Genomic DNA, 23,275 nt, shown 5'->3' with positions numbered 1-23,275 from the left:
AGATCAACTCCGTATCAAACGTATCAGTGCGTCAGGGCTTGCGCGGCACCTGGGTTACTTTGGGGTCCAGCCAAGTGCCGTCCACCACAAACTCTTGGGTAGCCGCATTCACCAATGGGCCACGCAATAGCAGCTGGGCCAGAAAGGTGCTCAAGCCGACCACCGGATTGATAGCTGACGCGATCAGGGAGGCGCTACCCGCATTGATTTCTGGCACCACCACCACCCGCAGGTTCTGCGTTTCTTTGCTGATGTCGGCCTGGCCATCCATCAGGACTGCGGCATTGACGCCTTTCATCTGTAAATTATTGGTCTTGGCGACCCCTTGCTCGATCGCAATGTCGCCCCGGAAATAATCAAAGGCAAAGCCTTCGCTGAACACATCGCGGAAATCGAGCATCAGCCGGCGCGGCAGGCTTTGCAAGCTCAGCACGCCCAGCAGTTTGGCAATACCGGGTTCGGCTTTGAGAAACTGGCCTGTTTCCACGTTCACATTGAATTTGCCGCTCATGCTGGGGTAATCCACCGTGATCGGGGAGCCGGCCCACGCAACTTGGCCCTCTACTTTGCCTTCGCCCTTGCGCACCACCCCGGGCATGCCCAAACGGCTGAGCAGTTCGCCCGAGTCGCGGATATCGAGCTTGAAGTTCAGGACCGTGCGGCGACGATCCCGCACACTGCTCCCCGGTGATGCGGCAGACGCATTGATAGCAGCCCAGTTGCCACTGGCTGTCAGCTCGGCTTCGGGGGTACGGATATTGAAACGGTTGAGACGCCATTCACGGGCACCCGCACTCCCCAGGTTCACCGCCTCGACATCGATCCGGCCCAATTTTTTGCCACGCAGCACAAAGTCTTCAACCTCGATATCCAGCGCTGGAATCGCGGCAGGCTGCTCGTCCAAAAGCGACTCCACATCTTGCGCACCACTCTGGGCAATAGAGAGCCGGGCCAAGCGCGCGTACAAGCGCCCGGCATTGCTACCAGAAGGCTGGCGGTATTCGACATAGCCGGACAGCTCCGTCGCGTCCACGTTGGCGCGCCACAAAGGACCTTCGCGCCCGCCCCCCACCACAACGTTGTTGAGTTGGCGTCCGGAGGCCAGCAGCTCCTTGGAGCGGAGCACCAGCACATTGGGCAGGTACTCGGAGGCGGACATCGCACCCGGCGAGGGGCTTTTTGCAGTGTCAGCCACTCCATCGGTACCGAGCTTGTCCGCAACTGCGGTCCACGCATCCACATCCAACCGCGGGATGTTGAGGTTAGCGACGACACCGGCATCGGGCAACGGAGCCGCCTCATCAGGGCCCAGACCGACGGCAATCGCTCCACTTTGCACATGGGGCTCCGGGCCTGAAATATCGCGCACAAAAATGACCGAAGCCAGCCGCCCGACGTCCAGTTGCAAACGGTCTTTCAGGCGTGTGGCCACCGCCGGCCCTGCCGGGCGCAGCACCGCCGAGTCGAACCGCACCGGTAACGCTGCCTCGGCGGTTTTGGTCAAGGGTGCTGGCAAGTTCAATGCCATGCCGACCAGATTGGAGTTGATTTGCAGCTCCGGCACTCCCGAGCGAAAACCCAGGGTCGCGATGTAACTGGCGCTACCGCTGGCGAACTGGGCTGCTCGTGCGGCGGGGCCTAGTTCCTTAGCCTGACGCAAGCCTTCAGAAGTGGCGGTGCCACTGAAGCGCAACTGCGACGCCACAGGCTTGGCGGCACCCGCGCTGCCAGACACCGGGGCCACCGACAAGCCCCCTTCAATACGCACATCCCCTCCCAGAGCGCGGGCTTGCGCACCGCTCAAACTGAAGCCCGATTGGTTGAAGTTGATGGTGCCCCGAAGGCGGGAGAGTTTGGGGGTATCGGGGCGAATCTGCAGGTCATTGCCCGGCAACACCACGGTGCCTTGCACCGCCATTTTGTTGGTGTCCGCCAAGGGAAAGCCTAGTTTGAATTTGTAATCCGCCACCCCCGTGGCAGAAGTCTGCGCCAGTGCTTTGTCCAAAGCTTCGGTCAGCGGAGAGCTATTTACAGCGCTCACCACATCCATGACCGGCCCTTTGGCCTCGGCTGTCACCGCTACGGTAGATGCATCAAACAAGCGGCTGACCTGGACATCCGCCTTTGAAAACTGCACACCACCGCTCCCCAGAGTGCCGCGGGTGAGTTTGACTTGGAGCTGATCTTTGTCCAACACCATGTCGCCCTGCAGCTGGTTCAAAGCAGGCCAGGGCAAACTGTCTTTGGGCATGACCACCGCTGGCGCGAATGCAAAGCTGCCATTTTGAAAAGCCGCCGCAATTTTGAACTCGCCCTGGTTGGCGGTGCGAAACGGGAAGCGGGCCAAGTCCCCTTTCACCTTAAAAGTTCCGCTGGTCAGCGCACCACCCAGCAGGGCCGCTTGCAAATAGTCGCGCCCATCACGCTCCATCGCCAGGGGCAAATAGCGGGGCAAGCGGGCTGCGTCAGCCCGGCTCACGCTGCCCTGCAAATCCAGAATGCCCGGGTTTAGCGCAGTCACAGCTCCCACCTCCGGGCTGCTCCAAGTGAACTTCAACTCGCCAGCGGCATCCGCATTGGAAAAGCGCACGCCGCTGCCGCTCAGCTGCAGGCGCTTGCCGTTGAGCTTCCACTGTAGGTCACCGGCGAGTTGGTCAAATGTCATCAGCGGCTCTGCCAGCAAGTCCACCATATCCGCAGTGCCGCGCTGCATCGCCAAGGTCGCCTTGCCGCCGGACTGGTCTAACTCGAAGGTGGCATTCAGCCCCTCAAAACCGGGGCGGCTCTCGGTGCCGCAACGGCATGCAGGCACACCCAGCTGGCTGACCCGCCCTTTGACAGCGTACTCAGTCGGGCCGGTGGTCGGGCCACTCCAACTGGCGTTAAGAGTCTCCATCACGCCCTTGGGGCTCAAGCGGAGCAAGCTGTCGTGAACACTAGCATCAAGCGGTAAGCGCGCAGCGATTTGGGTCAACGCGGCGAGATCTAGGCGATCTGCACTCAGAGTACCCCGCTCTTTTTGGCTCGGGGTTTGCGCAAACAGTTGCAGTTGCACATTGCCTCCAGGCCAATGCAAGCCGTCCTGGGTAACGAACTGGAGTGCCTCTGTGCTGAACTGATTGCCACCGGCCAGCGTTTTCGCACCCAACCGGCCCGACACCGCGTTCAATTCGAGCGGCTCCAAACCTTGGCGCGTGGTCAATTGCACTTGCTGGAGGCTGACGTCGGCCACGGCACCTGTAGGCGTACCGGCCACGACATCGACCCACGCCCGCATCGCGCCCTCTCCGCGTGTCAGTGCCACCCCCAAATCCACGTAGCGACCCAACTCTGCCAAATGCACTTGGGGCAAGTCGACAAATGCCTCGCCGTCCCAGTCCTGCCATTGGCCCTCGTGGCGTGACAGCAAGGGTTGCTTGAATATGCCCCGCGCACTCAGGCGTTGCCCCCAGGATGCGGGCGGCGTCGCATCGAGGCGCAATGCATGGCCACGCAAACTGTTGCGAATTACCAAGTCAACATCGTCAAACACCACAGACTCCACCGGGCGGGTCTCGTCCGTCCAGGTGACCCGACCACGAAGCAAGGCAATTTCAGGCTGGGAGAACAACCAGTCGGCCACGCGCCCGTCTGTGTTGTTCGAGCCACTTACCGGCAGCCCGGCAATCCACCAGCTTCCGTCGGCGGAGCGCCGGATGTCTAACGATGGGCTGTCGATGTGCAACTGCTCCAACCCACCGACCAGCAGTGAGCGAGGCGACAGTGCTGCTAGCACACTGGGCAGCACGAGCGCCTCACGCCCTTCTTGATCCAACACACTGACCCGCAGTAACTCAACAGACGGGATCACGCCGTTGGAGCGGGCCTGCATATCCCCGATGCGCACGGGCAACCCTAGGGCTTGCGTGGCCTGCGTTTCTACCCATGGGCGAAGTTCTGCGATTCGCGGCACAATGAGAAAATGCAATCCGCACCAAAGCAATCCGATAGCCAGCCAGCCCATAGCCAGCACCCGCAGCGCCCACTTTGCCAGGCCTGCGAACACCCGAAAGCGGAGTGAGGGAGCGGAGATTAAATCGTTCATCGTGCTATGGGGACTATTCAGGAATTATGACCCGCCTTGAAAACCAGGCCACCGTGGCACACGCCCGTTTTGTCCAACGTGTCAGACGCCGGTACGCCACAGAATCCGCTTTGTTGCCCCCCGGCCTTCCGGGCAAAGCGGCTATCGCATCTCTCGCTTCATCCCTGGAGTCTGCAGGCCATGAGCCAGGCCATGTGCTGCGGATCACACGGCAGCTGATACTGGAGAGATTGGCCACTTTGGACTGCGAAGAGCGGTCAACGGTAGAAGACGTGACCGCGTCGATGACGGCCCTGGCCGAGTTTTCGCTGGATCGCGCCTTTGCACTCAGCTACACGGCTTTGACAGCCCAGTACGGCACGCCCCTATCCACCTCCGGCACCGCTGCGCAGTTATTGGTAGTGGGCATGGGCAAGTTGGGCGCCCGCGAACTCAATGTTTCAAGCGACATTGATCTCATTTATGTCTATGACCAGGATGGCGAGACCACCGGCGACAGCGTGGGTCGCGGCCGGATCTCTAACCAGGAGTTTTTTGCCAAGATGGTGCGCGGGATCTACGCACTCATCGGAGACAGCACAGACCACGGCTTTGTGTTCCGGGTAGATCTCGCGCTTCGACCGAATGGCAACTCAGGGCCCGCAGCGGTGTCGCTGAGCGCACTCGAAGAGTATTTGCACGTGCAGGGCCGCGAGTGGGAGCGGTTCGCTTGGCTCAAGAGTCGTGTGGTGGCGCCTGCGGCAGCGGTGGGCAGTGGATTCGCATTGCAACTGCGCGCCGTGGTGGTTCCGTTCGTGTTCCGGCGCTACCTGGACTACAACGTGTTCGATGCCCTGCGTGTATTGCACCGGCAAATCCGCGACCATGCCGCCAAGCGCAGCGCGGGCCGGCCCGAGAGAAGCAACGACGTCAAATTGTCACGTGGCGGCATCCGGGAGATTGAGTTCACGGTCCAGCTATTGCAAGTGGTGCGGGGTGGCCAATTCCCAGACCTGCGCACCAGGCCCACGACCAGTGCACTCAGCCGACTGGTGCGCGCAGGCTTGATGCCCCAAGACAGCGCTACGGCCCTGACCGAGGCCTACCTCTTCTTGCGCAAGGTGGAGCACCGCATCCAATACCTTGACGACCAACAAACCCATGTGCTGCCCACCAACGAAGAGGATTTGTGCTGGATCGCATCGACGCTGGACCTCCGTGACAGCGGCGAACTTTTGCAGGAGCTGGACCGGCACCGCGAGGTAGTGGCCCAAGAGTTCGACTCCTTGCTAGGGGGCAGCGAGCCCTCTTGTAAAGGCTGCACAGGCAAGCCCAATGCCAGCTTGATGGACCTGGAGTCCGTGCTGCCTGGGTTGGAAGGCAGCTTCCAGGCCCGGATCAAGGATTGGCAAAGCCACCCCCGGGTGCAAGCGCTCAAGGATGAATCGCGGCACCGGCTGATGCGACTGATTGTGCGTACCGGTCAATGGATAGCAGAGGGCCGGACCACAGAAGACGCGGCCGTCAGGCTCGCAGACTGGATAGAGCCTTTGCTGCGCAGAGAAAGCTATCTCGCCATGCTCCTGGAGCGCCCGCAGGTGCATGAACGCTTGCTTCGCATGTTAGGCGCGGCCCGTTGGCCGGCGCGTTATTTACTCAAACATCCCGGGGTGATCGACGAACTGGCAGATAGCCGGACACTGGACGATCGATTCGACGCCCCGCTCTTCGAAGCGGACTTGGAGCGCCGCAGATCTGCACTCCAGGTCAGTGGCGAAGATGATGATGAAAGCCTGCTCAACCTTTTGCGCCGGGCTCACCACGCGGAGGTTTTCCGTACGCTGACTCGCGATATCGAAGGTCGCCTGACGGTCGAGCAAGTCGCGGATGACTTGAGCGCGCTGGCGCAATCCGTTCTCTCGGTGACGACGCGATGGTGCTGGATGCGGTTGAAAAATCGACACGCAGAGATTCCACAGTTCGGCATCATTGCCTACGGAAAGCTAGGCGGGAAAGAACTGGGTTACGGCAGCGACCTCGATATCGTGTTCGTGTACGACGATGCTGACGAACGGGCCGCCGAGGTGTACTCGGCACTGGTGCGCAAGCTCATCAATTGGTTGACCGTCAAGACCGGTGAGGGCGACTTGTATGAAATCGACACGGCCCTGCGACCGAATGGCAACTCCGGCCTCTTGGTCACCAGTTTTGAGGCGTACTCCAACTACCAGCAACAGCGCGGCAGCAACACGGCGTGGACTTGGGAACACCAGGCCATCACCCGGGCCCGCTGCGTATTCGGTAGCGCCGCTTTGGCACAACGCTTTGAATCCGTGCGCCATGCCGTGATCTGCAGCCCACGGGATGTGCCCTCACTGCGGGCTGAAATACACCACATGCGTGACCGTGTGCGACAAGCGCACACGGTGCAGCCTGACTTTTTCGACGTCAAACACAGCCCCGGCGGCATGGTGGATATCGAATTCGCGGTCCAGTTTTTGGTGCTTAGCTATGGAAGCATTCATGCCTCGCTGCTGGATAACGTCGGAAACATTGCGCTGTTGCAGCGCGCGCAAGCCGCGGGGCTACTGCCCGGCTCGATAGGCTCCGATGCGGCGCAAAGCTACCGGGAACTGCGACACATCCAGCACACCGCACGACTCAACGAAAGCCCGACCACGATCGTGAGCACAGCGCTACCGGCTGAACAGGCTGCGGGCCTTGCCCTGTGGGGACACGTGTTCGGGACTTGATGCGCGTTGGCACCAGCGTCTTACGAGGCGCTTGCCCGTATCTTTTTTACCAAACCGGTGGTGGAGTAACCACTCACAAACGGCAAAGCCTGCGCCCGCCCGCCCCACGACTCCACCAAGCGGGTTTCGGGCAGAACCGACATGTCGTAATCGCCGCCCTTCACCAGAATATCCGGGCGGATGCGGGCGATCAGGGCCTCTGGCGTGTCCTCGGCAAACCAGGTGACCAAGTCCACAGCGCCTTGACTCGCCATGACGACCGCACGATCCGCCTCCGCGTTTAGGGGGCGGTCATCGCCTTTGCCCAATCTGCGTACCGATGCATCGGTGTTGAGCGCCACAATCAGGCTACCGCCCAAGGCGCGGGCCTGTGCGAGATACAGCACATGCCCGCGGTGCAAGACATCGAAAACACCATTGGTGAACACCCAAGGGCGAGGCAGCACCGCCAATGCAGCGGACAAGCTGTCTGCAGGCTGGATTTTGTCGAGGAACGCAGGAAGTGGAGCAGATGAAGTCATGAGCAGCATCCTAGCAGCCCCATTTACCGGTAAGCCGTGGCTCAAGTACGGTCCGTTGCAGCCGATGGAAATTGCATAATCACCCGGTCCTATGCACCTTGTCCCCATCAATATAGAAACCATCCGCATCGGATCGCCGCTTCCTTTTCCATTGATGGACAAAGACGGGGTACTGCTCGCTCGCAAGTCGTATGTGATTTCCTCGCGCCGGGATTTAGAAGAGTTTTCGCAGCGAGGCGGCGGCTTGTTTATCAATGTGGCGGACTCGGAGGCCCTGCACCGTGCCTATGTCGAGCGCCTCTATGAACTGGTGCGCGACGACAAGTCACTGGGAGAAATCGCCGAGACCAAACTTCCGGGCGATGCACTGATAGAGCGTCAAGCTGCGCAAGACGACCGCATGGACTGGCTGGATCTGCAAGCCATTTCCAACGCCCTTTTACGCGACACGCAACCGGCAAGCTTTCGCAGCCGGCTGGATCGCTTGTTGCGTCAATTGCAACGCCACAGTCGGCGCAACCCGGATGGAACGCTGTTCGCCCTGATTTACCTGTCTGCCGCCGAGCTGCGCATGTACAGCGCAACCCATGCAATGCTCGTGAGCGTCATGTGCATGATGGCCGCAAAAGAGGTGTTGAATTGGTCGGACGAGGATCAGCAATTGGCAGGGGCCGCAGCGCTGACCATGAATGTGAGCATGACGGACCTGCAAGACCGGTTGACGACGCAAGTGGAGCCGCCGTCCATGGCGCAACGCGCGGAGATTGATCAACACGCGGAACATACCGTAGCGCTGATGAAAAAAATGGGCATCACCGATCCCGATTGGTTGCAAGCCATCCAGCTGCACCACACGGCACCGCCCGGCCCTTTGGCGCCACGCTCCCGCGGTGAGAGGCTTGCCCGTCTGATCCGGCGGGCCGATATGTTCGCAGCCCGCTTGGCCCCGAGGGCCTCGCGCATGCCAATTTCCCCCGCAGCAGCCATGCAGGCTTGCTATTTCGACGAAAACCAGGCGATCGACGAAACCGGTGCAGCCATCATCAAAGCCGTGGGCATTTATCAGCCGGGCTCATTCGTACGCCTTGCAACGAACGAGGTGGCTGTTGTGATTCAGCGTGGACTGAACACCACCACGCCGAAAGTTGCCGTTTTGTTGAACCGCAGCGGCGTGCCCACGATTGAGCCCACCATTCGTGACACGACGGTGCGCGACTACCGTATCGTGGCCAGCGTGGCACACAAGGATGTCAAGGTTCAGCTGAATTTGGAGCGGCTGCTTCCGCTTACCGCCCTCCCGAAATCAGACCGTCCCTGGTGAAGCTTCAGGCGCCGCAGCCAAGTCTTTGGAAAGCTCCTTGCGATACTTGTTGAGCTCTTGAACCGTGGTGAAGCTGCGCTCCATCAGCAAACTCAGGTTGTGAAGAATGCGTTCGACCACCTTGGTCTCCCAGACCGCATCAAAATTGATCTGACGGTCCAGCCAGTGCTCCAACCACTCAGGGTTTGGCAAACGGCTCTGAATCGTATCCCGCGGAAACAACGATTTGTTCACATGCAAATTCGTGGGGTGGAGCGCCTGCGCTGTGCGGCGCGCACTCGCCATCAGCACGCCCACTTTCGCAAACGCCGACTTTGCCTCGATCCCGAATTTGCCGATGGCACGCTTCATGTACTTGAGGTAGGCACCGCCGTGGCGAGCCTCGTCCTGGCTGAGTTTGGTGTAGATCGCCTTGATTACCGGCTCTGTGTGCCAATCGCTCGCGCGGCGGTACCAGTGGTTGAGTCGGATCTCACCGCAGAAGTGCAGCATGAGCGTTTCCAATGCCGGTGCCGGATCGAATTCAAAACGGATGGCATGCAGCTCTTCTTCCGTAGGCACGAGGTCCGGGCGGAACCGGCGGAGATATTCCATCAGTACCAGAGAGTGCTTTTGCTCCTCGAAGAACCAGATGGACATGAACGCGGAAAAGTCACTGTCGCCGCGGTTATCGCGCAGGAACATCTCTGTGGCAGGTAGCGCAGCCCATTCAGTGATCGCATTCATTTTGATCGTCGCAGCCTGCTCGTCCGACAACTGGGCGGGATCAAAACTAGCCCACGGAATATCTTTCTCCATATCCCAGCGCACCGATTCGAGTTGCTTAAAAAGTTCGGGGTACAGCATGACTACCTTTCAAAACTGAACAAATTCTAGACCGAAGCTGTGTCAATCGCTTGACATGTTTACCGATTAAGCACCCCGGGCGGAATCGCGCAATCAGCACAAAAAAAACAGACACACAAAACTTCTCTTGCGATATATTACCAATCAGTCACAAAATTACCAACACGTTCAAAAAATTACGCTCATGAGACTCGCGATCATCGGTTCCGGCATCTCCGGCCTTGCTGCGGCTCACCGCTTGCGTGGCCAGGCGGATGTCACTTTGTTTGAGGCAGGCGCCTACTTTGGGGGCCACACCCACACGGTAGACATCACCTTACCCGGCCCGCGCGGCGCAGTAACGCACGGTGTGGACACGGGATTTTTGGTGTTCAACGAGCGCACCTACCCGAACCTGATTGCTCTGCTGGCCGAATTGGATGTGGCGACCTCTAAGTCAGACATGTCTTTTTCTGTGCAGGTCCCGGGCGCCAAAGGAAGCCACGCGCTCGAATGGAGCGGGTCATCGCTGGACACGGTGTTCGCCCAACGCAGCAACCTGGTCAACCCGCGTTTCTTGCGTATGCTGCGCGATGTGTTGCGGTTCAACCAACTCGCGACCGACATTGCGATCCGAAATGCAGAAACAGAGCTCATGCAACCGCTGTCGGCTTTTCTAGACCAACACCGGCTGTCTACAGAGTTCCGCGATTGGTATTTCCTGCCCATGCTCGGTTGCATCTGGAGCTGCCCGACAGACCAAATGCTGCAATTCCCTGTGGCGACCATGATCCGCTTTTGCCACAACCATGGGTTGATTCAGGTGAGCAATCGTCCGCAATGGTGGACGGTGACCGGCGGAGCTCGCCACTATGTGGAGAAAATTATCGCGGGCATCCCAGATAAGCGCCTCAACACGCCGGTCCAGCGCATTGCGCGGGATGAGCAAGGTGTGCTGATTACTACCGAGGGCAGCACCGAGCGCTTTGACAAAGTCGTGCTGGCCTGCCATTCGGACCAAAGCCTGGCCATGCTGGCGGACCCCAGCCCCGCGGAACAAGCGACTCTCGGAGCGATTCGGTACCAAGCCAACCGCGCGGTGTTGCACACCGATACTTCGGTATTGCCACAACGCCGCAAAGCGTGGGCCGCGTGGAATTACGAGCGCAGCCAAGACGAGGGGCAAAACAACGCGCGCGTCTGCTTGCACTATCTGCTGAACATGCTGCAACCTCTGCCGTTTGAACAAAGCGTGGTGGTGTCGTTGAATCCGGTGTCAGAAATCAAGGCCGAGCATGTTCACGGCAGCTTTGACTACGCACACCCTGTTTTTGACCTTGCCGCCATCCGGGCACAGGCGGAGGTACCTGCCTTGCAAGGGCAGCAACACACTTATTACAGTGGTGCGTGGACAGGCTACGGATTTCACGAAGATGGTTTGAAGTCGGGTCTGGAAGCAGCGCGACTGCTGAAGCAGCACGTAGGCCTTGCCGCTTAATCCCGTATGAATGCGTCGACCACTCCACTCCATGTGCCAGCGCACTCAGCGCTGATCGGATTCGGGGAAGTCCGCCACACAAGGCATCGCCCTGTGCGCAACGCATTTGCCTATGGCACGTATTTCTTAATGCTGCCGATGCGCAGCCTGCAGACCCAAGGCAATGGTGCACTCCCGCGGAATCGCTTTGCACCCATCAGCTTTTACGACTCCGACCATGGAGACGGCCGGGACCTGGCCGCCGGCGGCGCCTTGGGTTGGGTCGACGCGCTGCTGGCAAAAGAAGGTATTGCAGATGCCACCGGAGAAGCCTGGCTCCACTGCTACCCACGGGTATGGGGTTTCACCTTCAAACCCGTGAGCTTTTGGTACTGCCACCGCGCGGATGGAAGCCTGCGGGCGATTGTGGTGGAAGTGAACAACACCTTTGGCGAGAGGCATTGCTACTTGCTGGATGCCCCGCAATTCGGCCGCGAACTGCAAGCCGCCAAAGTTTTCCATGTGTCACCCTTTTGTCCGGTAGAGGGCGGTTACCGCTTCCGTTTCATGGTGACCCCTGATATGCGCCGCACCGTGGCACGCATCGATTACCACGATGCCAATGGTGCGCTGATCGACACCAGCGTGAGCGGTCAACTCGAGGCACTGAGTCCTGAAAGTATCCGCCGCGCGCTATGGCGCTACCCCGTCATGACCTGGGGGGTAGTCGTCAAGATCCATTGGCAAGCACTGAAGCTGTGGCTGAAAAAAGTGCCCTTTTTCCACAAACCCGTACCGCCTGACACCTTGGTCAGCCGATAGAAACCCATCCACTTTTCATGGACCAGTCCGGAGATACCGTCATGAACACCAACACCCTGAAACCCTCACCGATTACGGGCCAGGCATCTGGCGCGGCAGCGCTTCCGGCGGGCACACCCGCTGCCACTCGCACCGTGTTCAAACTGTTGCAAAAGCTGCGGCATGGCAGCCTCAGCGTACAACTGCCCGATGGCAGCGTTCATCGCTTCGGTGGCGATAGTGCCCCGCACGCCAGCCTGGTTCTGCACAACTGGAAGCCTTTCAGCGCAGCGCTCAAGTCTGGCGATATCGGATTTGCCGAGAGCTTTATTGCAGGCGACTGGACCACCCCTAACCTGACGGAATTGCTGCGCGTGCTGGTCAAAAACCGCGCAGAAGTCGAAACGGTGATTTATGGCAGCTGGCTGGGCCGATTGCTGTACCGCATTAAGCACTTGCTCAACCGTAATACCAAGACCAACAGCCAGAAGAACATTCACGCCCACTACGATTTGGGCAACGCCTTCTACAGCCTGTGGCTGGATGACACCATGAACTACTCGTCGGCGTTGTTCAGCTCCGACCTGGACCAGCCGATGGCGCAGGCTCAAAAAGCCAAAGTCCGCCGTGCCCTGGAAGAGGCGGGCGTAAAAGCCGGCGACCGGGTACTGGAAATCGGGTGCGGCTGGGGCGCCTTGGCGGAAATGAGCACCACTGAGTTCCAAGCCCACATCACTGGTGTAACGCTGAGTACCGAACAACTGGCCTTTGCCCAGGAACGCCTGCAGCGGCTTGGCATGGGTGCCCAGGCCGACTTGCGATTGCAGGATTACCGTGACATCCCCGATGCACCATTCGATGCGGTGTGCTCCATTGAAATGGTGGAAGCAGTGGGTCGTGAATTCTGGCCTACCTATTTCGCAACCGTAGCTGACAAGCTAAAGGCTGGCGGGCGCGCTTGTATCCAAAGCATCGTGATCGATGATGGCTTGTTTGAGCGCTACATCAACTCGACGGACTTCATCCAGCAATACATCTTCCCTGGCGGTTGCCTGCCTTGTCCGCGTGAATTCCGTGCCCAAGCGCGTGCCGCAGGCTTGGAGGTAGTGAATGAACTCTCTTTCGGACATGACTATGCGGAAACACTCAAGCGCTGGCGCGACGCCTTCCTGAGCAAGCGCACGGATGTGTTGTCCAAGGGATTTGACGAGCGCTTTATGCGGATCTGGGAGTTCTACCTCTGCTACTGCGAGGCCGCCTTCCTGGAAAACAATATCGACGTAGTGCAGTACACACTGCGCAAGCCGGCGTAAGCAGCCCACGAAACCAGCACCATGCAACGCCGTCACATTCTCGCGGTAGGAGCGATCACAGGGTGGGAAAGCCTCACGCACCAAGCCTTGGCCAACGGTGCGCCCGCCCCTACAGAAATCAGCCGCGAAATGCCCGATGCGGTGCTTGCGGGCAGCGCACGCATGCGGTATTTCGGCTTCTCGGTGTGTGATGCGCGCTTGTGGGTTCACCCGCGCTTTCAACTCGCCACTTACTGGCAGCATCCGTTGGCACTGGAGCTGACCTACCAGCGAGACCTGAAGGGAGCCGCGATTGCCCAGCGCTCGCTGGAGGAAATGAAACGAAACGGCCCGATTGCAGACGACACCGCTGCCACGTGGCTCACCACCATGACGGGCATTTTTCCGAATGTCAGCACCGGCGATCGCATCACAGGCCTGCAGATGGTGAACGCAGGTACTCGCTTTTGGTACAACGGGCAAATGCGTGCCACCGTGGCAGATGCCGAGTTCAGCAGGCTCTTTTTTGGCATCTGGTTGTCAGACCGCACGAGCGAACCTCGCTTGCGCGCTGAGCTGTTGGCAGGTTTGAAGTCATGAGCCATTCCGACGCCTTAAGCATCCGGCAGGGCTTGCGCTACGGGATGATGGGTTTGCCGTTGGCCTTCGTTGCACTCCCCCTGTATGTGGTGCTGCCGAATCACTATGCGAAGACGTTCGGCGTCTCGATGGCAGCGCTCGGCGGAGTCCTCCTTTTCGCCCGGCTGCTCGATGCGTTTTTTGACCCCCTGCTGGGACGCTGGAGCGATGCCCTCTACCAACGGGGCGCCAGCACACTCCTGAAACGGGCAGCGGTGGCATGTGCGCTGCTGGGCGCTGGGTTCTATGGACTGTTTTTTCCCATGGTGAGCGATCCCCAGCTCTTGCTCGTCTGGGCGGCGGGCACTCTACTGGTGACCTATCTCGCTTACAGCTTTTTGAGTATCAGCCACCAAAGCTGGGGCGCGATGCTGGGTGGAAACGAGCACTATCGCAGCCAAGTCGTGGCATGGAGGGAAGGCTTGGGCCTGGCTGGCGTGATTACTGCGGCAATTGCGCCCACAGCCCTCGGTTTACCTGCGACTACCGCTATATTTTTTATAGCAATTAGCATGGGATGGTGGCTGTGGACTCGTGCTCCCAAGCCGCAAGCCCTACCTATGGCGAGCAATGTAACAAGCACGGTATCCAAGCAGTCCGTGTGGCGCCCCTTGGCCCGTGCGGACTTCCGGGCACTGCTCGCCGTGTTTGTGGTGAACGGAATCGCCAGCGCAATTCCCGCCACCCTGATTTTGTTTTTTGTGCAAGACCGCTTGCAAGCCGCACCTGCACACGAACCCCTGTTTTTAGGCAGCTACTTTATTTCTGCTGCTGTCACCATTCCCCTGTGGCTCAAAGTGGTCGCCCGAATCGGGCTGGCGCGCACCTGGCTGTGTGGAATGTTGCTATCGATTGCAGTCTTCATCTTTGCCTCCCAACTCGGCGCAGGCGATACCGTGCCTTTTGTGCTGGTGTGTGCCCTATCAGGCATTGCACTGGGAACCGACCTCACGATCCCCGGCGCGCTGCTCGCTGGACTCATCGCGCGGCAAGGGGATCAGGGGCAATCTGAAGGGGCCTACTTTGGTTGGTGGAACTTTGTCACCAAGCTCAATCTGGCACTGGCTGCAGGCGTGGCGCTGCCCGCACTTGCGTGGTGGGGCTACGCACCCGGCGCCAGGGACCCGGTCGCCCTCAATGCCCTGACTGTGGCTTACTGTCTCTTGCCCTGTGGCCTTAAAGCAATCGCCGCCGGACTGCTCTACACCCTCATTTTGCGGAGGTCGCCATGAAACGACGCTTACTTCTTACGGCTGCTACCGGCAGTTTGTTGGCCTTGGGGGGTTGCGCCTCCCAATCCATTGACCAATACCGCAACGACAAGCCCACGCTGGACCTCAAAGAGTACTTCAACGGCATCCTGGACGCTTACGGCGTTTTCACTGACCGTTCGGGCAGCGTCGTCAAGCGCTTCACCGTCGTGATGAACTGCAGCTGGCAGGGGAATCAAGGGGTGCTCGATGAAGACTTCACTTACTCGGACGGCAGCAAGCAGAAACGGATCTGGCGCCTGACCCGCCTGGCAGACGGCCGCTACACGGGGACGGCCGACGACGTCATTGGCATTGCGCAGGGACAGGCACGTGGCAACGCGTTTTACTGGACCTACACGCTGAGTTTGCCGGTGGACGGAAGCGTCTACGAAGTGCGATTTGATGACTGGATGTACCTGATGACGGACAAAGTCATGCTCAACAAAGCCACCATGAGCAAATTTGGTGTGAAGTTGGGAGAGGTCACTCTCTCATTCACGCGGCGCTGATCTATGTCCAAAAATCACTTTGCAAGCACTGGGAACGGCAACAAAGCCCCCCCGCAAGCAGCCACTACAGCCTGGCCTTCGTTGTGGGAATCGCTCAACCCCCGCATTACCGACTGGGCCGGTAAACGGGTGTGGCTGGTGGGTGCCTCAACAGGAATAGGTGAGGCCACTGCCTCGGCCCTGCATGCACAAGGCGCGATCGTGACCGTATCGGCCCGCAAGCGAGATGCGCTACAAGCCTTTGTAGATCGTCACCCGGGCAGTTATGCACTCCCCCTCGATGTGTCGGATGCAGCGGGCGTGGAGTCCGCCTCACGCGATGTGCTGGCGATGGGACCCTTGGACTGCGTGGTCTATTGCGCAGGTCACTACAACGCCATGCGCGCTTTTGCCATGGACGTTGTCGATATGGAGCGACACCTGCAAGTGAACTATATGGGTGCGCTTCAGTTGTTACACGCCGTGATTCCAGCCCTCCTGGCCCAAGGCCATGGCCACATCAGCCTGGTCGGCAGCGTAGCCGGCTACCGTGGCTTGCCCAACAGCCTTGCCTACGGCCCTACCAAGGCCGCAATGATCAACCTGGCCGAAACGCTGTACCTTGATTTGCGTAATCGGGGCGTGGGGGTGTCACTTATCAGTCCGGGCTTTGTGCAAACGCCACTGACCGCCAACAACCAGTTCTCCATGCCAGCCCTCATTACGCCGGCAGAAGCCGCCCAGGCCATGTTGCGGGGTTGGGCACGCGGCCAGTTTGACATTCACTTTCCGAAGCGATTCACACTCTGGATGCAGCTCTTGCGACTGCTGCCAGATCGTGTGTTTTTTGCCTTGGTGCGACGGATCACCGTATGAACACGCCTCAAAAGGAAGCTGCAGACAACTCGCCCGCCGTTGCGCGGGTGGTGGGTTTTTTTGAAGGGCTGACGTCCGAAACGGTTGCGGACTTACGGACCATCTATTCGACAAACGCCCGCTTCAAGGATCCGTTTAACGACGTCACCGGCTTGGGCCCCATTGAGCACATCTTTCAGCACATGTTTGTGGCGCTGGAAAGGCCCCGGTTCGTCGTCACCGAGCGAGTCCTGCAAGGGAGCCAATGCTTCTTGACTTGGGAGTTCCGGTTCAAATTCCGGCGGTTTGATACGGACTCCGAACAGGTCATTCTCGGCGCCAGCCACCTGGTGTTTGATGACACAGGCCTTGTCTGCCTACATCGCGACTATTGGGATGCGGCTGAAGAGCTGTACGAGAAGCTGCCGCTCGTAGGAAGCCTGATGCGTTGGCTCAAAAAAAGAGCCAACAGCTGAGCGTAGTTAGCGCATCCCGGCTTCAAGCGCCGAAATCTTGCTACTCTGAAAATCCATAGGGGGACGTGGCTGCCACCAATCCCGCAAAGAAGCAAAAACATTGCGGCAACCGGTGCACTTGTATTCGCCGGTGGCTTGCAGCGAACCATTGGCTGAGCGATCCAGCACTCTCTGGTAGCTTGTGGCACCACACTCGCGGCATCTATAGACAGTGTTGTACGTCTTCATGATGTGCGCAACTGTAAAGAATCATGCGCTTTTTGGCGAGTGTATTGTTGTAATTCGTTGTAAACATGCGGCTTCCGGGCCGTTTTCGGCCAGAAAGCCCCGCGGGGCTTAGGCAGGCAAGGTGTCAGCGAAGCTGGGCCGCTGCGAAAGCTTGTCAAACAATTTGGCCAAGCTGGCGTGTTCATTGCGCCAAGCGATTTCGGGGAAGCGGAAATCAAGGTAGCCAAGTGCACAACCCACGGCCAAATCCGCCAGGGTAAGGTGAATGCCAGCGCAGAACGGCTTATCGGACAAGCCCCGCTCCATGGCTTTGAGCGCCTCGTGGATCTTGAGCAGCTGCCGGTCAATCCAGGCTTGGCTACGCTCGGCGGGCGCGCGGCCCGCCCATGCAGCCTCTAGGCGAGCGAGGACTGCGGCCTCCATGAGTCCATCAGCCAAGGCCTCCCAAGTCTTGATTTCAGCGCGCTCGCGACCCACGGTGGGAATCAATTTACCGACAGGGGACAGGGTATCCAAGTACTCCACGATCACGCGGGAATCAAACAGCGCCTCGGCACCCTCCATGATCAGGCAGGGGACTTTGCCCAGCGGGTTGGATTCGGCAATGCGTGTGTCAGCAGCCCAAACGTCTTCGTGAATCAAGACGTAATCAAGTTTCTTCTCCGCCATCACAACACGAACTTTACGAACGAAGGGGCTTGAGGTGGATCCGATGAGTTTCATGAGCGCTTTGCAGTTAACTAGCACTTGATTCTATCCAGCGGGGCCTGCCCCCACACCCTGCGGTCATTGCAGTGGCGCACAACCTACAATCGGGGAATGACCTTCTCCGCCATTTCCGCCCTCTCTCCGCTGGACGGCCGCTACGCCGCCAAACTCGCCACCCTGCGCCCGCTGACCAGTGAGCTGGGCTATATGCACCGCCGTGTACAGGTGGAAGTGGCCTGGTTTATCGCCTTGAGCGACGCTGGCTTTGAAGAGTTTAAACCCCTGACCCCTGGCGCCCGCACCTACCTGCTGGGCTTGGTGAAAAACTTCTCGGAAGCCGACGGCGAGGCCATTAAGGCTATTGAAAAGACCACCAATCACGATGTAAAAGCCGTTGAGTACTGGATCAAGTCCAAGTTTGAAGCCCGGCCCGAGCTGGAAAAAGCTGGCGAATTTGTGCACTTTGCCTGCACCAGCGAAGACATCAACAACACCAGCCATGGGCTGCAGTTACGCGCCTCGCGCGATGTCGTGGTGTTGCCTGCCTTGGACAAAATTGTCCTCAAGCTGCGGGACATGGCCCACGCTTACGCCGATGTGCCCATGCTGAGCCGCACCCATGGCCAGACTGCCAGCCCCACCACCGTTGGCAAGGAAATGGCCAACGTGGTCATTCGCCTGCAAGCCGCCTGCGACCGTATTGCCAACGTGAAAATTCTGGCCAAGATGAACGGGGCTGTCGGCAACTACAACGCTCACCTGAGCGCTTGGCCTGACTTCGACTGGGAAGCTTTCAGCAAGAAAGTGGTGGAGACTCCAGAGCCACTGGGCCTGGGCCTGACTTTCCAGCCTTACAGCATCCAGATCGAGCCCCATGACTACATGGCGGAGCTTTTTGATGCCGTCGCGCGCACCAACACCATCCTCATTGACCTGAGCCGCGATATCTGGGGCTATGTGTCGCTGGGTTACTTCAAACAAAAGCTCAAGGACGGCGAAGTGGGCTCGTCCACGATGCCGCATAAGGTCAACCCGATTGACTTTGAAAACGCCGAGGGCAATCTTGGCTTGGCCAATGCCTTGTTGCGCCACCTGAGCGAAAAGTTGCCGATTTCCCGCTGGCAGCGCGACCTGACCGACTCCACCGTGCTGCGTAACATGGGCGTGGCCTTGGGCTACGCTGTACTGGCCTACAGCTCGCTGATGACCGGCTTGAACAAGCTGGAAATCAACGAAGCCGCCATCGCCGAAGACTTGGACTCCTCCTGGGAAGTGTTGGCTGAGCCCATCCAGACCGTGATGCGCCGCTTCGGACTGCCCCAGCCCTACGAGCAACTCAAGAAGTTCACCCGGGGTGCAGCCATGACCCGTGAATTGATGCAGGGCTTTATTGCAGGTTTGGACATCCCAGAGGCTGAGAAAGAGCGCCTGCTGGCCATGACGCCCGGTAGCTATACCGGCAAGGCGTCTGAACTCGCGAGACGCGTGTAACCCCCTGAGCGGCTCTCGCCGCTTCCCCCTGGAAGGGGGACAACACCAGCGGCCCGGCTAAGCCGGTTCCGCGGTGTTCCACGCCCATTCCCCCTTACTCGCACGCCATGGCCCTGAAATCCACCATCTACAAAGCCAATCTGCAGATCGCAGACATTGAGAACAGCTACTATGCGGACCACGCGCTCACGCTAGCTCGGCACCCCAGCGAGACAGATGAGCGGATGATGGTTCGCTTGGTGGCGATGGCTTACAACGCCCACAAACTTCAAAGTGTGTGCAACGGAGATGGCACTCTGGCCTTCGGCGCCGGCTTGTCCGACCCCGAAGACCCGGACGTTTCGCTCACCGATTTCACAGGACAGAAGCGCCTGTGGATTGAGGTGGGTCAGCCGGAAGACAAGCCTATCTCCAAGGCTTGTAACAAGTCCGACGCGGTATTCCTATATCCATTTGCACACTCAGCGGACATTTGGTGGAAAGGCATCGAGTCGAAATTGAGCCGCTTGGACAAGCTGCAGGTTTGGCGTATTCCCTCTGGAACGTCCCAAGCATTGGCGAAACTGGCAGCGCGCAGCATGCAGTTGCAAGCGACGGTTCAAGAGGGCGTCCTGATGCTGGGAGACGGAAGTAGCACCGTGGATATCGAGCCTATCCGCTGGAAGTAGCACAGGCTTTTAGCCAAATCCGCCCTAGCCCGCCGTATTTACTGCGGAAACAGCTATTATTTTTATAGCAGATTCGCCTTGGAACGCGATTCTGCTGCACGCTCCGCATAGCGGTTAAAGCGCCACGACGTGGCATCTAATGTGATGCGCCGCCAGGTTGCACGCTTTTCGGCGGGGCCCATTTGCGGCCAAAGCTGCACTTCTTCAAAGGTACGCCCGCAACCTTTGCATAGCTCATCGCCTTGGCTGGTGGAGCAAATCGCAATACACGGCGTATCGGGTGTCGTTTCATACCAAGTCTGCCAAGCCGTGAGCGCTTTTGCCGGCATGCTGAACTCGTCGGCCTCTGTCTCGTGGTAATAGATGAGCAGTGCGTAAACCTCAGCGAGGGCACGTGTGGGGCTCGGTAGCGACACACCATCGGTAGAAGGCTCGCGCGCACGCCAGAAATTGATGGCCGACTCGATATCGGTGATGTGTATGCCTGCCACGCTTGTCGATTGCCTCTGGTGCCTGTAGGAAGGCGCATGATATACCGAGGCCCCCTTCCAGCGGAGCGAGGGGTCTTGCCTGACGCGAGGTGGGGACTAGCAATCTCTTGCCCCTGAAATCTATACGCCTACAAGTTTTGTTGTTATAGTTCGGCCTACTCCGAAGGGGAGTAGCTCCAAGCGTTGCAAAACGCTTCGACTGATCGTCAATACGAAGCCTGCGCTTCCGGTCTGTCGGGGTTCCCATCCATGGGGGCCTGAGCAAGACCTTCGATTCACGTCCCTTGCGGGCGGAGTCGTTGGTGTGGCTTTTTAGCTTCTTTAACCTCTTCGCCTACAGCGGCTCCTCTTTCTCGTTGTTAGGATATTTCATGGAATTCATGTCAGCGCCTTGGTGGTCTGCCCTATTGACCATCATTTTGATCGATCTGGTGTTAGCTGGCGATAACGCTATCGTTATTGCGTTAGCCGCACGCAACCTCCCCCCGCACTGAAACAAAAAGCAATTATTTGGGGCACCGTAGGCGCCATCGTCGTTCGCTCCGCAATGACTGTGGGCGTCGTCTGGCTCTTGAAGATCCCTGGTCTGATGCTGGTCGGCGGCTTGGGGTTGCTGTGGATTGCTTATCAACTCCTCGCTGACCAGGGCGATGGCGATCACGATGGCCCCTCGGCCAGCACATTTTGGGGTGCCATGAAGACCATCATCGTGGCAGACGCACTGATGGGCGTTGACAACGTATTAGGCGTAGCAGGTGCAGCGCACGGCGCCATGGACTTGGTCATCATCGGCCTGCTGATCAGCGTTCCGATCGTGGTTTTCGGTAGCAACGTGGTTCTCAAGCTGGTGGAGCGCTTCCCTTCCATCATCATGATCGGCGCAGCTGTGCTTGCGTTTACCGCAGCAAAGATGGTGGTTCACGAGCCTTGGTTGGTGTCCCTCTTTGGCACAGATGCTGACTTGACAAGCACACAAAGCATGACCCGCTGGGCGGTCTATGTGCTGGCCATTGTTGCCGTCTTGGGTGCAGGTTGGTTGACTCAGAAACGCAACTCGGCGGGCGATACCGCCGCCTGAGCTTCCTGATGCGGGCTCAATGCTATGCTGAGCTGCATGAAACTTATCTTTAAATGGCTGCTATGCGCTGCCGCCTTACTGGCGGTCGCGCATTTTTACAGTGGCGTACAGGTGCAGAGCTTCGGCTCAGCACTGATCGCGGCACTGGTTGTAGGCCTGTTTAATGCGCTCCTCCGGCCCATTTTGGTAGTCTTCACCTTGCCGGTTACTTTGCTGACATTGGGACTTTTTCTCTTTGTTATCAATGCCACACTGTTCTGGTGGGCTGCAAGCCTGTTGGATGGATTCGCGGTGCGGGATTTCAGCGCTGCATTGTTGGGTTCTTTGATATACACCGTGGCCGGCATAGTGATCAACTCAGCGCTCGATCGTCTGTTCCCGAAGTAGCTGCTCCACTTGTCGTAAACGCACATCGACGATCGACGCCTCGATGTGATCTCCGTCTTGTGCACTGGTTTTAGATATGACTTGTGCGGCTTTCAGCCGGCTGATGGCCGTGGCATAGTCCTGCTGCGAAATGTTGATTTCCGCCTCCGCCCGCACCGCTGCAGCCATACGACCCTGAGATGCCCTGGCGATGGCGAGTTGCTGCCACATACTAGCGTCAGTGGGGTGGTCTAACAGCCACAGCTGAGCGGCGTCCGCCGCCACGCCTGATTGCCTCATTGCCACTTTTAATGGAATCCACGCCAGTAAATCGGCACGCGCTTTGGGCGCAGATGCATGGCCCAGCGTACGCAGAGCGACCTCTGGATTGCCCTCTATTACAGCCAGTTCCGCCCGCAGGTAGCGCCACTGTCGGGCTGCGGGCTCGTCATTCGCAACGATGGGGCCCAATGCAGTAGCGTAAGCGCTGGCCTTAGTAAACTCGCGTAATTTAATAGCGGCCAGCGTGGCACCGTAAAGCGATGCTGCACGCTGCAAGTTGGTTTGCTTGGCCAACGCGCCGGGCTCTGCTTCTAGATACCAGTTCCGCAAACTATCTACCGAGCCGTTGGCAAGGAGCCGTGCGCGCGCAGAGACCATGCTGTGCTCTAGGGTGCCACCTGCCGTCGGTACAGCACCTTCGGGAATACGCGACTTCATGTCTGCAATCCGCTCGGTAGTAAGGGGGTGGCCGCGCAGGTAGGGGAAGTTGCTGGAATCGTTGTTGCGATTATTCAGCTGCAGCTTTTCAAACATGCTAACAAAGCCCTGGGGAGCAAAGCCTGCGTCGACAGACACACCGAAGCCGCTGCGGTCTGCCTCGCGCTCCATATCCCGGGAAAAATTGAGCTGGGACTGGGCTGCTGCTGCTTGCCCCCCCACTATGACGGCATTGGCCCCCCCAGGATTTTTACTGGCGGCCAGCGCGCCCAAAATCATGGCGCCCACCAGCCACGGCGCCTGCTCAGACTGGCGGGTAATCAAGCGGGCGATATGGCGCTGGGTGACGTGGCTCAACTCGTGGGCTAACACGGAGGCGAGCTCGTCTTGAGTGGCCACGATACCGATCAGACCGAGGTGAATGCCGAAATAACCTCCGGGCAAGGCAAAAGCGTTGACGCTTCGGTCACGCCCTTGGAGTAATTGCCAGGCGAATGCGGCGTCCAGCTCTGGCGATAGTTCCGAGCGCTTACGCGCTGCGGCCAACAGGGGCTGCCAGATGGACTGGAGGTAGTCGGCAATGACCGGGTCGTCGAGATAGTCCGGATCGCGGTAAAGGTCGCGGGCGATGCGGTCGCCGAGACGGCGCTCGGCAGCGAGCCCAAGAGACACGCCATCGGTCTGCAATCCAGTTGCTTGCACTTGAGCGAGTGCTTTAGCCGAAATGTTTGCTATTAATACGATAGCAAACAACGATTTAC

At 58.8% G+C, this 23,275-nt stretch carries 19 protein-coding genes and 1 pseudogene; 14 read left to right on the top strand and 6 right to left on the bottom strand.

Going from position 1 to position 23,275, the window contains the following annotated elements; all coding sequences use genetic code 11:
• Positions 1-31: 31 nt before the first annotated feature.
• Positions 32-4,084 (bottom strand): YhdP family protein, encoded by a 4,053-nt coding sequence (locus tag RAE21_RS17280; RefSeq protein ID WP_313882424.1) that lies wholly within the window; start codon positions 4,082-4,084, stop codon positions 32-34.
• A gap of 26 nt (positions 4,085-4,110) precedes the next feature.
• Here RAE21_RS17280 and glnE point away from each other — a divergent pair, with 26 nt between their 5' ends.
• On the top strand, positions 4,111-6,816 hold the full coding sequence (gene glnE / locus RAE21_RS17275) for a bifunctional [glutamate--ammonia ligase]-adenylyl-L-tyrosine phosphorylase/[glutamate--ammonia-ligase] adenylyltransferase (RefSeq protein ID WP_313882423.1): 2,706 nt from the start codon (positions 4,111-4,113) through the stop codon (positions 6,814-6,816).
• A 20-nt stretch (positions 6,817-6,836) separates the two neighbouring features.
• On the opposite strand, the gene RAE21_RS17270 is transcribed toward glnE, so the two are convergent.
• On the bottom strand, positions 6,837-7,337 hold the full coding sequence (locus RAE21_RS17270; protein ID WP_313882422.1) for an adenylyltransferase/cytidyltransferase family protein: 501 nt from the start codon (positions 7,335-7,337) through the stop codon (positions 6,837-6,839).
• A 91-nt stretch (positions 7,338-7,428) separates the two neighbouring features.
• Here RAE21_RS17270 and RAE21_RS17265 point away from each other — a divergent pair, with 91 nt between their 5' ends.
• Complete coding sequence (locus RAE21_RS17265; protein ID WP_313882421.1) at positions 7,429-8,658, top strand: HD-GYP domain-containing protein; 1,230 nt, start codon at positions 7,429-7,431, stop codon at positions 8,656-8,658.
• Here the strand turns inward: RAE21_RS17265 and RAE21_RS17260 are convergent.
• Entirely contained in the window at positions 8,641-9,504 is an 864-nt protein-coding gene (locus tag RAE21_RS17260) for a ferritin family protein (RefSeq protein ID WP_313882420.1), read from the bottom strand. The two genes, RAE21_RS17265 and RAE21_RS17260, sit on opposite strands and share 18 nt — an antisense overlap.
• A gap of 184 nt (positions 9,505-9,688) precedes the next feature.
• Between RAE21_RS17260 and RAE21_RS17255 the strand changes: the two genes are divergently transcribed.
• From RAE21_RS17255 to RAE21_RS17220, 8 genes are read left to right on the top strand one after another with little or no spacing between them, the layout of a single operon-like run.
• Entirely contained in the window at positions 9,689-10,981 is a 1,293-nt protein-coding gene (locus RAE21_RS17255) for an NAD(P)/FAD-dependent oxidoreductase (RefSeq protein WP_313882419.1), read from the top strand.
• A gap of 6 nt (positions 10,982-10,987) precedes the next feature.
• On the top strand, positions 10,988-11,782 hold the full coding sequence (locus RAE21_RS17250) for a DUF1365 domain-containing protein (protein ID WP_313882418.1): 795 nt from the start codon (positions 10,988-10,990) through the stop codon (positions 11,780-11,782).
• Between the two features lie 41 nt (positions 11,783-11,823).
• The gene (locus tag RAE21_RS17245) at positions 11,824-13,074 is read left to right on the top strand and encodes a class I SAM-dependent methyltransferase (protein ID WP_313882417.1); all 1,251 of its coding nucleotides are present in this window, start codon (positions 11,824-11,826) and stop codon (positions 13,072-13,074) included.
• 21 nt (positions 13,075-13,095) lie between these two features.
• A complete protein-coding gene (locus RAE21_RS17240) occupies positions 13,096-13,653 on the top strand; it encodes a chalcone isomerase family protein (protein ID WP_313882416.1) in 558 nt (185 codons plus the stop codon).
• A complete protein-coding gene (locus tag RAE21_RS17235) occupies positions 13,650-14,924 on the top strand; it encodes an MFS transporter (protein WP_313882415.1) in 1,275 nt (424 codons plus the stop codon). The genes RAE21_RS17240 and RAE21_RS17235 overlap by 4 nt, the downstream gene beginning before the upstream one ends.
• A complete protein-coding gene (locus RAE21_RS17230; protein ID WP_313882414.1) occupies positions 14,921-15,454 on the top strand; it encodes a DUF3833 domain-containing protein in 534 nt (177 codons plus the stop codon). Before RAE21_RS17235 ends, RAE21_RS17230 begins: the two co-directional genes overlap by 4 nt.
• A 3-nt stretch (positions 15,455-15,457) precedes the next feature.
• Positions 15,458-16,309 carry an SDR family NAD(P)-dependent oxidoreductase gene (locus RAE21_RS17225; protein ID WP_313882413.1) on the top strand — a complete coding sequence of 284 codons (852 nt, stop codon included), beginning with the start codon at positions 15,458-15,460 and terminating at the stop codon, positions 16,307-16,309.
• Positions 16,306-16,764 (top strand): nuclear transport factor 2 family protein, encoded by a 459-nt coding sequence (locus RAE21_RS17220; protein WP_313882412.1) that lies wholly within the window; start codon positions 16,306-16,308, stop codon positions 16,762-16,764. The genes RAE21_RS17225 and RAE21_RS17220 overlap by 4 nt, the downstream gene beginning before the upstream one ends.
• 336 nt (positions 16,765-17,100) lie before the next feature.
• Here the strand turns inward: RAE21_RS17220 and RAE21_RS17215 are convergent, their stop codons facing one another.
• The gene (locus tag RAE21_RS17215; RefSeq protein ID WP_313874798.1) at positions 17,101-17,715 is read right to left on the bottom strand and encodes a glutathione S-transferase N-terminal domain-containing protein; all 615 of its coding nucleotides are present in this window, start codon (positions 17,713-17,715) and stop codon (positions 17,101-17,103) included.
• A gap of 96 nt (positions 17,716-17,811) precedes the next feature.
• Between RAE21_RS17215 and purB the strand changes: the two genes are divergently transcribed.
• Positions 17,812-19,191 carry an adenylosuccinate lyase gene (purB, locus tag RAE21_RS17210; protein WP_313882411.1) on the top strand — a complete coding sequence of 460 codons (1,380 nt, stop codon included), beginning with the start codon at positions 17,812-17,814 and terminating at the stop codon, positions 19,189-19,191.
• A gap of 107 nt (positions 19,192-19,298) precedes the next feature.
• Entirely contained in the window at positions 19,299-19,859 is a 561-nt protein-coding gene (locus RAE21_RS17205; RefSeq protein ID WP_313882410.1) for a YaeQ family protein, read from the top strand.
• Between the two features lie 62 nt (positions 19,860-19,921).
• On the opposite strand, the gene RAE21_RS17200 is transcribed toward RAE21_RS17205, so the two are convergent.
• Complete coding sequence (locus RAE21_RS17200; protein ID WP_313882409.1) at positions 19,922-20,350, bottom strand: DUF3717 domain-containing protein; 429 nt, start codon at positions 20,348-20,350, stop codon at positions 19,922-19,924.
• A gap of 371 nt (positions 20,351-20,721) precedes the next feature.
• On the opposite strand from RAE21_RS17200, the pseudogene RAE21_RS17195 reads away from it, so the two are divergent.
• Positions 20,722-21,428: pseudogene (locus RAE21_RS17195) on the top strand (TerC family protein).
• 36 nt (positions 21,429-21,464) lie between these two features.
• Entirely contained in the window at positions 21,465-21,815 is a 351-nt protein-coding gene (locus RAE21_RS17190; protein WP_313882408.1) for a phage holin family protein, read from the top strand.
• Here RAE21_RS17190 and RAE21_RS17185 read toward each other — a convergent pair.
• Positions 21,786-23,186 (bottom strand): M48 family metalloprotease, encoded by a 1,401-nt coding sequence (locus tag RAE21_RS17185; RefSeq protein WP_313882407.1) that lies wholly within the window; start codon positions 23,184-23,186, stop codon positions 21,786-21,788. The two genes, RAE21_RS17190 and RAE21_RS17185, sit on opposite strands and share 30 nt — an antisense overlap.
• Between the last annotated feature and the right edge of the window lie 89 nt (positions 23,187-23,275).

The sequence above is a fragment of the Rhodoferax potami genome, from assembly GCF_032193765.1.
GTDB lineage: Bacteria > Pseudomonadota > Gammaproteobacteria > Burkholderiales > Burkholderiaceae_C > Allorhodoferax > Allorhodoferax potami.
Note: the sequence above shows the minus strand (reverse complement) of the source record. Positions and strands in the feature narration are given on the sequence as shown.